The following is a 9,150-nucleotide window of genomic DNA, read 5'->3' on the forward strand; positions in this document are numbered from 1 at the left end:
GTTGCACTTGAAATCCGAATCCAAGGACCTTTACTATAATCACTCCCTTTGTTTTATTTAAAATTTTTCCAACGCCATGCCCCATCCCGACCTCTCCCAAACCCTCTCCAAAGACCGCCACTTCCTGCAATCCGCCTTCAAAAATCCCAACAAATACGGCGGCTTGTCCAAAGTCGAAGAAAAATACCGAAAATCGCACGAAATCTTTTTGAAGCGTTTGGCCGCCTTGCCCAAACCTGAGTTCGACAACACCCTGCCCGTTCACGAAAAACTCGAAGAAATCAAAAAAGCCATTGCCGAAAATCAGGTAACGATTATTTGCGGCGAAACCGGTTCGGGCAAAACCACGCAGTTGCCCAAGATTTGTCTGGAACTCGGGCGCGGGGCGGCGGGGCTAATCGGGCATACCCAGCCGCGCCGTTTGGCCGCGCGCTCGGTGGCGGAGCGGATTGCTGAAGAGTTGAAATCCGAAATCGGCAGCGCGGTAGGCTATAAGGTACGCTTCACCGACCACACCTCGCGGGATGCCTGCGTCAAGCTGATGACCGACGGCATCCTGCTGGCGGAAACGCAGACCGACCGTTATCTCGCCGCCTACGACACGATTATCATCGACGAAGCGCACGAACGCAGCCTGAACATCGACTTCCTCTTGGGCTACCTGAAACAGCTGCTGCCGCGCCGCCCTGATTTGAAAATCATCATCACATCGGCCACCATAGACGCAGAACGCTTTTCCCAACACTTCAACGGCGCGCCCGTGCTGGAAGTGAGCGGGCGCACCTACCCCGTCGAAATCCTCTACCGCCCGCTGACCAGCAAAGACGAAGACGACGCGGAAGTGGAGCTGACCGACGCGATTGTCGATGCGGCGGACGAATTGGCGCGATATGGCGAAGGCGATATTTTGGTGTTCCTACCGGGCGAACGCGAAATCCGCGAAACCGCCGAAGCCCTGCGCAAATCCACACTGCGCCGCAACGACGAAATCCTGCCCCTGTTCGCGCGCCTGTCGCACGCCGAACAGCACAAAATCTTCCACCCCACAGGCGCGAAACGCCGCATCGTACTGGCAACCAACGTCGCCGAAACCTCGCTTACCGTGCCGGGCATCAAATACGTCATCGACACCGGCCTCGCGCGCGTCAAACGCTATTCCGCACGGGCAAAAGTGGAGCAGCTTCATGTCGAAAAAATCTCCCAAGCCGCCGCGCGCCAACGCTCCGGCCGCTGCGGACGCGTCTCCGCAGGCGTGTGTATCCGACTGTTTTCAGAAGAAGATTTCAACAGCCGCACCGAATTCACCGACCCCGAAATCGTCCGCAGCAACCTGGCCGCCGTCATCTTGCGCATGGCTGCGTTGAAACTCGGCGACGTGGCGGCATTCCCGTTTTTAGAAATGCCCGATTCGCGGTATATCAATGACGGGTTTCAGGTGTTGCTGGAATTGGGGGCGGTGGAGGCCGTCTGAAAAACGTAGGTCGGGCATAAATGCCCGACGAAGATGGATGAGCTATAAAAAATATTGGACATAAATGTCCGACCTATCTGTTAGAAAATTAACAAAAATATATGGAGTATAAACATGAGTGATTATGACTTTTTATGGGAAATGCGAGACCTTGGTTATAGTAATGAAGAAATTATGGAAGCCGCAGCTTGTGGATATGCACCTTACGAGGCTATTTATTTAGATAATGATAGAAATACCCAAATTATTGATGATTTATTTGATGATATTAAAGATTGGGATACGGATGTTCAAGTCAGTTATGAAACAATTACAGACGAAGAAACTGCTTATTTTAAAGAACAAATATTTAATAGTTTAATTGAAAATGCAAAAGAATATTATTCACTTACAGGAAGATATTTACAAATTTGGGGAGAACTAGGCGAACTTTATGCTGAATTAGAATACGGATTAAAAAGGCATAAGGACGTTAACCACGAAGGTTCTGATGGTTTCATTAACGGAAAACTGGTTGAAGTGAAAACCATATCTCCTTTAAAACAACATAACCAAGTAGTTGTGAAGAAAAAAGGAAGTTTTGAACAACTATTGATTGTGCGAATCAGTAAAAATTTTGAATTTAAAGCCAAATTAATTTCAAGAGATAAACTGAATGGGACGACTGGAAAATTCTTAAAAGGAAAAATTAAATAAAGAGTGGATTGGGCATTCATGCCCGACAAAAAAGCACCCTGCAATAAGGAAATGTCGAGCATAAATGCCCGACCTAAAAACTATGCAAAACACTAAAAATCAAGCACGCGGCTCTGGCATTCATGCCCGACACAATCCGACAAACGATAAACCCGCTTCAGACGACCTTCAAAACGCTTCGGGCAATATCGTCGCCCCTCCCCGCTACCTCCTGACCAAACTCGGCGAACAAATGGCGCGCCTGCCCATCGACCCGAAAATCGCGCGCATTTTGTTGGCGGCGAAGAAGCACGACTGCATGGCGGAAATATTGGTGATTGCGTCCGCGCTGTCGATTCAAGACCCGCGCGAGCGGCCGCTGGAAGCGCGCGATGCCGCCGCCAAGGCGCACGAGCGTTTTACCGACAAGCAGTCCGATTTCCTTGCCTACCTGAACATTTGGGACAGCTTCCAGCGCGAGCGCGACAAAGGCTTGTCCAACAAGCAATTAGTGCAGTGGTGCCGCCAATATTTCCTGTCGCACCTACGGATGCGCGAGTGGCGCGAGCTGCACCACCAGCTTGCCCAAACCGCGATTGAAATGGGTTTGACCACCAAGGAAGCCGCTTTCAGACGACCTCCCGAAGTCAGGCAACTTACGTCGTCTGAAAATGCGGGCGACCAAGACCTATCCGCCAAACTCAAACAAAAACAACTGGATAAAAAGCAACACCGCGCCCAAATCCGCGCCGCCAAAGAAGCAGGCTACGAACAAATCCACCGCGCCCTGCTCACCGGCCTCATCGCCAACGTCGGCATGAAATCGCCCGACGGCAACGACTACACCGGCGCGCGCGGCAGCCGCTTCCACCTTTTCCCCGCCTCCGCCCTGTTCAAAGCCAAACCCAAATGGGTGATGGCGGCAGAACTCGTTGAAACGACAAAACTTTATGCCCGCGACGTGGCCGCCATCCAGCCCGAATGGATCGAGCAGGAAGCGCCGCACCTCGTCCGCTACCACTATTTCGAGCCGCACTGGGAACAAAAACGCGGCGAAGTCATCGCCAGCGAACGGGTAACGCTCTACGGCCTGACCGTCTTGCCGCGCCGCCCCGTGTCCTACGGCAGAATCGCCCCCGAAGAAGCGCGCGAAATCTTTATCCGCAGCGCGCTGGTGGCGCAGGAATGCGATTTGAAAGCGGACTTTTTTGTCCACAACAAAAAGCTGATTAAGGAAATTACCGAACTCGAACACAAATCGCGTCGGCAGGATGTACTGGTCGATGATGAAGCCCTGTTCGCGTTTTATCACGAACGGCTGCCCGATTTTTATACGGCGGACGCGGTTTCAGACGGCCTGCATCCTACAAATCCGCAGCAAACCACCCCCTCCCCCGTGGGGGAGGGCCGGGGAGAGGGCAAAACAGTTGCCGCCCAAACCAAGTTTTCCGCAACCTCAGCAAACCCTCTCCCTAACCCTCTCCCACAGGAGAGGGAACAGAGTGCCACAGCTTCAACGGTTTCAGGCAGCCTGCATCCTACAAATCTACAGCGATCCTCCCCCTCCCCCGTGGGGGAGGGCCGGGAAGAGGGCAAAACAGTTGCCTCTCAAACCAACTTTTCCGCAACCGCAGCAAACCCTCTCCCTAACCCTCTCCCGCAGGAGAGGGAACAGAGTGCCGCAGTTTCAACGGTTTCAGGCAGCCTGAAATCGTCCGCAACAACATTCCGCATACGCCCCGCCGCACATAATGATGCAGCCCAAATTGCCGAACTGTTCCGCCGCGCCGTCCTGCACATTGAAGCAAGCTATTATAGCGACAGCGAAAAAGCCGCATGGATACAGGGCGCGGACAATGCCGCCTTTTGGCAAAAACGGATTGGACCCGGCTGTATCCGATTGGCAGCGCAAAATGACCGCATACTCGGCTTTATCGAATACCTGCCCGAGCAAAATCATTTGGACTGCCTATTTACCGACCCTGCCCACCAGCGGCAAGGCGTCGCTTCCGCGCTGTTGTCTGCCGTTTTGCCGCAGGCGGATGCAGATAAAACGGTAACGACAGATGTGTCCGCAGCCGCGTTGTCCTTTTTTAAGAAACAGGGATTTATACTGCAACACCAAAACCAAATTCAGCGAAACGGCTCGGTTTTAATCAATTACCGCATGATTTTGCAAACCGACAGCATTGATGCGGCCGCACAAACCACCCCCTCCCCCGTGGGGGAGGGCTGGGGAGAGGGCAAAACAGTTGCCGCCCAAACCAACTTTTCCGCAACCGCAGCAAGCCCTCTCCCTAACCCTCTCCCACAGGAGAGGGAACAGAGTACCGCAGCTTCAACGGTTTCAGGCAGCCTGCAAACGACGTCTTGCGAAGCTAAAACTAAAACCGAAAGCAGTCTGCACTCCCAAAGGTTACCTGAAAACTACGTCCCACCATTTTCAGACGACCTGCGTCCTACAAACCCCCAGCAAACCGCCCCCTCCCCCGTGGGGGAGGGTCGGGGAGAGGGCAAAACAGTTACCGCTCAAACCAACTTTTCCGCAGCCGCAGTAAGCCCTCTCCCTAACCCTCTCCCGCAGGAGAGGGAACAGGGTGCCACAGTTTCAACGGTTTCAGACGACCCCAAACCCAAAAAGCAGCCTGCACCCCCAAAAGGCCGTCTGAAACCCCTCCCCCTCGCCGACATCCGCACCTTCCAAGCCTGGCTCAAAACCGCCGAGCGCGACAACCCGCGCTTGCTGTTCCTCAGCCGCGACGACCTCATGCAGCACGCCGCCGCGCACATCACCGAAGAACAATTCCCCAAACACTGGCAAACCGCAGACGGCAAATTCAAACTCAGCTACCGCTTCGAGCCGCACCACCCGCTCGACGGCGTTACCCTTACCCTGCCGCTCACCGTGCTCAACCGCATCAGCCCCGCCGCCCTCGAATGGCTCGTGCCCGGCATGATACGCGAAAAAATCCAGTTGCAAATCAAAGCACTGCCCAAACAAATCCGCCGCATCTGCGTGCCCGTGCCCGAATTCATCACCCAATTTTTAAGCCAAAACCCCGACCGCAACGCCCCCGTCCTGCCCCAACTCGCCCAAGCCATCGCCAAAACCGCAGGCGACATCCGCATACTGGAACAAATCAACCAAGACGAATGGGCCGCGTTCAGGCTGCCCGAACACTGCTATTTCAACCTCCGCATCATCGACGACGGCGGGCAAGAATTAGCCATGGGGCGCGATTTAATCCAAATCCAACAACAGCTTGGCAAAGCCGCCGCCACCACCTTCCGCGACAACACCCAAGAATTCGAGCGCGACAACGTTACCACGTGGGACATCGGCACCCTGCCCGAATCCATCAAATTCGCCCGCGGCAAACAACAGCTCACCGGCTACCTCGGCCTGCAAAAAGAAAAAGACGGCCGCATCGCCCTGCGCCTGTTCGACACGTCCGCCGCCGCCGAACAAGCCCACCGATTAGGCGTGATCGAACTCATGAAACTACAACTAAAAGAACAAGTTAAAGACCTGAACAAAGGCATCCAAGGCTTCACCCAAGCCGCCATGCTGCTCAAACACATCAACGCCGACACCCTGCGCGACGACCTCACCCAAGCCGTCTGCGACCGCGCCTTTATCGGCGAAGACGAGCTGCCGCGCAACGAAAAAGCCTTCAAAGAACAAATCAAACGCGCCCGCAGCCGCCTGCCCGCCATCAAAGAAGCCCTCAGCCGCTACTTGCAGGAAACCGCCGCCGCCTACGCCGAACTCAACGGCAAACTCGGCAAACACCCGCTCACCTACCTCATGCGCCAACGCCTGCAAACCCTGCTCGCCGCCGGCTTCGCCACCCGCACCCCGTGGGCACAATGGCCGCGCCTCCCCATCTACCTCAAAGCCATGACCCTGCGCCTCGAAAAATACAGCGGCAACCCCGCCCGCGACGCAGCCCGCGAAGCCGATATTCAAGAGCTGGAACAAATGTGGCAGGAAAAAACCGACAGCTTGATGAAACAAGGACAGCCCGTTTCAGACGACCTCGCCGCGTTTAAATGGATGATTGAAGAATTGAGGGTATCGCTGTTCGCACAGGAATTGAAGACACCGTATCCGGTGTCAGTGAAGAGGTTGTTGAAGGAGTGGGGAAAATTCGGTATGTAAATTTCTATATTAGGATTGTTTTTGTAAAACTTGTTCATTGTGCAACAAAAAGCCGTTTGGCTTATAACCAAACGGCTTGCAAATTGTAATGTATTAAAAATACCTCAACACAATTACTTTGAAATATAGATTTTAAAAGGCTTGCCTTTAGCACGAATTACCTTACCATTGGGCAATTTACGAGTCCAACGTAAGATAAAAGTGCCTCGATCATCTGTATACATATATATACTTTCTATCCGAGGATGTTGCCCAACGCTTAACGGATAGTAGACAATCGCAGACGTTATGGTTAAAATCTAAGAACTTTTAGTCAGAAAGTTAGCAGTTTATAACCTAGTTGCTGTTGTAATGAGCGGCTGGGAATGCTGCATTGTATTCAATGCGTCAACATTGAATACCTACCTGCCGACCTTAATTACGTCAATAATTAAGGTCGGCTTTATTTTATCCATGAGGTTTATTTCGATATTGCTCTAATGCTTTAGCTAAACGTTCGCTATCCGTATAAGAAAGTGAGTTAATATCGACTTTCACTAAAAGAGCCCTATTAGCCGGTTCATCAGATACTTCAAAACCAGCTTGCCTTAAAATTAACATAGAAGTTTCAAGCATTTTTTTTGTTGCACGTTTGTAACCTAACTCCTCTTTTAACAGATCGTAAGGTACGTAATATCGACCAACATGCTCACTACCAAATTCACTAACAAGGCGTAAATAAGCCTCTTTTAGTGAATTAATAAGGTTATTTAAGTTCATATCAGCCACCAGTTAAAATTTATTTTCCTTGATTATATGTTAGTAGAGATTTTTTGTCAACGCATTATCTTCAATAACTTGATTTAAGGGAAAATTAATAATTTTTAGGTATGAATTATGCTGTAAAAGAAATATTTAATTCATTAAAATCAATCAACTATATTAAAATAAGCAAGCTGTAGGCTGGATCCAACCGCGTGCGTGCCTTTGGGCACACACCCTACCTGCAATCCCACAAAACCCGTATGTAGGGTGTGTGCGGTACGCACGCACGTGGTCTTTCTAAACTACTTCCCTTCCTACCCAAGCCAAAGGTCGTCTGAAACCCATTTTCAGACGACCTTTTGCCACCTTACAAAACAAATCTTCCCACCACCCTCTCCCCAAACATCGCCCGAACCAGTAAACTTCCCATATTTCAACAACTTTTTGGAAGCCAACCATGCCTCGTATCCACCCGCTCCACCTGTTCCCGCCCCACATCGCCGAACGCGGCCTGCTGTATTTTCAGCAGGGCAAGGTTCGCGATGTCCAAAAAACTTCCGCCGGGCGTTATCGGGCGGAGGTGTGCGGTTCGGAAAACTATTCGGTATGGCTGAAGTTGGATAGTGATTTGTACATTAAGGACGGGGGCTGCGATTGTCCTTATGGCTGGGCGTGCAAGCATATGGCGGCGTTGTGGTACGCGGTGCGCGCTCAAACGCCGGACGAGCAGCTGGGCGAGTCCGATGCGCAGCAGCCTAAACAGGGCGGCAATCCGTATCGCCAGCAGCTCTCTCAAATCTTTTCCCGAACCCGATATTATGATTACTACGAAGCCGCCGATTTGGGCTTCAGGCTGCAAAACTGGTTGGAAGATGTGGCGCAGGAGGGGTCGGCGGCGTTGCAGCAGGCTTTGCCTCTATTGATACCGCGTTTGCAGGATGCTTTTGAAAAGGCGGATGATTCGGACGGTATGTTGGGCGATGCTATGTATATGGCACTCGACCTGCTGGAAGAGGTAGTCATGGAAAACGTCCCAAAGCGTTTGATCAATTTTTTGGACAAATGCTTGGACGACAGCCGCTATTTTGATTTCTCCGAGGCAGGCAATAAAATCTACCAAATCCGCGCCCGAATCTGGCGACTGCGCGGCGAATGGCAGGCATGGCAAGATTATGTGGCTAAACGTTTGGCTGTTACCGAGTCGGGTTGGGAACATGAATTTTGGGCACTCGAAGGCTGGCAGGTATTGCAGGCGAAAGGTGATACTGCTGCCGCGCAGGATTATTTCAGACGACATCTGCGCCTGCCGAAATTCAGACAAATTGCGGTAGAACAAGCAGTCGGGCAGCAAGATTGGGCGGAAGCGGAACGCCTCTTGCGCGAAGGCATCAGCATTGCCGAAGATGAAGGAACACTCGGCACAGCGCACAAATGGAAGCTACAACTTTTTGATGTATTGAAGGAAACCGGTAAAAATGTACGCGAAATCGCAGCGGATTTGGCGTTTTCCACCAGCCTTTCATTGCCGCATTATGAAGCGTGGAAAGCCACGTTTTCCGCTGCCGAATGGCCGCATGAATTCAACCGCCTGCTTGCGCGCTTGTCGGGTCAATATTCGCTGCAAGCTGAAATATTGGAGCACGAACAGGAATTCGATCTGCTGCTCGCCCTATTGCAGCAACACCTTTCGTTGTACATGATGGAACGTTTTGCCCCGTCTTTCCCCGAGCCGTATCACGATCAAATCGTAGCGTTCTACCTGAAAATCTTTGCGGCTGAAATCAATAAGGCAAGCAACCGTAAACAATACCGCCAGCTTTTCAACCAATTAAAGATCCTCCGCCGCCAATATTCCGCACAACGGCAGGCAATGGAAGACTTCGCCGACGAAATCAGGGAACGATATAGCGACAAACCACGCCGGCCTGCGCTACTGGAGGAGTTGGCTCGGGCGGGGTTTTAGGAAAAAGCTATTCATCTACACCCTTACGATGAATCTTTCCAAACAAGCCTGCAATCCTTACATATAGAAACCAGAAGCGTTGTTTACAGTATTTTCAGGAGAACTTGGATTCGGATTTCAAGTGCAACACCAGGG

At 51.7% G+C, this 9,150-nt stretch carries 6 protein-coding genes; 4 read left to right on the forward strand and 2 right to left on the reverse strand.

Translation table 11 applies throughout. The annotated features are described in order from the left end of the window. Positions 1 to 76: 76 nt before the first annotated feature. The 3 genes from hrpA to HMPREF3066_RS13680 all read left to right on the forward strand — a co-directional run bounded on the left by hrpA (position 77) and on the right by HMPREF3066_RS13680 (position 6,308). The gene (gene hrpA, locus HMPREF3066_RS11225; RefSeq protein WP_083286458.1) at positions 77 to 1,471 is read left to right on the forward strand and encodes an ATP-dependent RNA helicase HrpA; all 1,395 of its coding nucleotides are present in this window, start codon (positions 77 to 79) and stop codon (positions 1,469 to 1,471) included. A 114-nt stretch (positions 1,472 to 1,585) separates the two neighbouring features. Next, entirely contained in the window at positions 1,586 to 2,167 is a 582-nt protein-coding gene (locus tag HMPREF3066_RS11230) for a hypothetical protein (RefSeq protein WP_070443027.1), read from the forward strand. A gap of 64 nt (positions 2,168 to 2,231) precedes the next feature. Then, positions 2,232 to 6,308, forward strand: a complete 4,077-nt coding sequence (locus tag HMPREF3066_RS13680) for a GNAT family N-acetyltransferase (RefSeq protein WP_321178946.1) — start codon at positions 2,232 to 2,234, stop codon at positions 6,306 to 6,308. A gap of 447 nt (positions 6,309 to 6,755) precedes the next feature. Here the strand turns inward: HMPREF3066_RS13680 and HMPREF3066_RS11245 are convergent, their stop codons facing one another. Both HMPREF3066_RS11245 and HMPREF3066_RS13225 read right to left on the reverse strand, forming a co-directional pair. Continuing rightward, positions 6,756 to 7,067 (reverse strand): hypothetical protein, encoded by a 312-nt coding sequence (locus HMPREF3066_RS11245; protein ID WP_070443029.1) that lies wholly within the window; start codon positions 7,065 to 7,067, stop codon positions 6,756 to 6,758. Between the two features lie 282 nt (positions 7,068 to 7,349). Next, the gene (locus tag HMPREF3066_RS13225) at positions 7,350 to 7,511 is read right to left on the reverse strand and encodes an alpha-amylase (protein ID WP_168160675.1); all 162 of its coding nucleotides are present in this window, start codon (positions 7,509 to 7,511) and stop codon (positions 7,350 to 7,352) included. On the opposite strand from HMPREF3066_RS13225, the gene HMPREF3066_RS11255 reads away from it, so the two are divergent. Then, entirely contained in the window at positions 7,510 to 9,015 is a 1,506-nt protein-coding gene (locus HMPREF3066_RS11255) for an SWIM zinc finger family protein (protein ID WP_083286459.1), read from the forward strand. The two genes, HMPREF3066_RS13225 and HMPREF3066_RS11255, sit on opposite strands and share 2 nt — an antisense overlap. Positions 9,016 to 9,150: the final 135 nt, after the last annotated feature.

The organism is Neisseria sp. HMSC03D10, assembly GCF_001807625.1.
Classification (GTDB): domain Bacteria; phylum Pseudomonadota; class Gammaproteobacteria; order Burkholderiales; family Neisseriaceae; genus Neisseria; species Neisseria mucosa.

Excerpts from the sequence above, each read along its gene's own strand:
- HMPREF3066_RS11255 (WP_083286459.1), top strand. The coding sequence starts at position 7,510 with ATGCCTCGTATCCACCCGCTCCACCTGTTCCCGCCCCACATCGCCGAA.
- HMPREF3066_RS13225 (WP_168160675.1), bottom strand. The coding sequence starts at position 7,511 with ATGGTTGGCTTCCAAAAAGTTGTTGAAATATGGGAAGTTTACTGGTTC.
- HMPREF3066_RS11230 (WP_070443027.1), top strand. The coding sequence starts at position 1,586 with ATGAGTGATTATGACTTTTTATGGGAAATGCGAGACCTTGGTTATAGT.
- hrpA (WP_083286458.1), top strand. The coding sequence starts at position 77 with ATGCCCCATCCCGACCTCTCCCAAACCCTCTCCAAAGACCGCCACTTC.
- HMPREF3066_RS13680 (WP_321178946.1), top strand. The coding sequence starts at position 2,232 with ATGCCCGACCTAAAAACTATGCAAAACACTAAAAATCAAGCACGCGGC.
- HMPREF3066_RS11245 (WP_070443029.1), bottom strand. The coding sequence starts at position 7,067 with ATGAACTTAAATAACCTTATTAATTCACTAAAAGAGGCTTATTTACGC.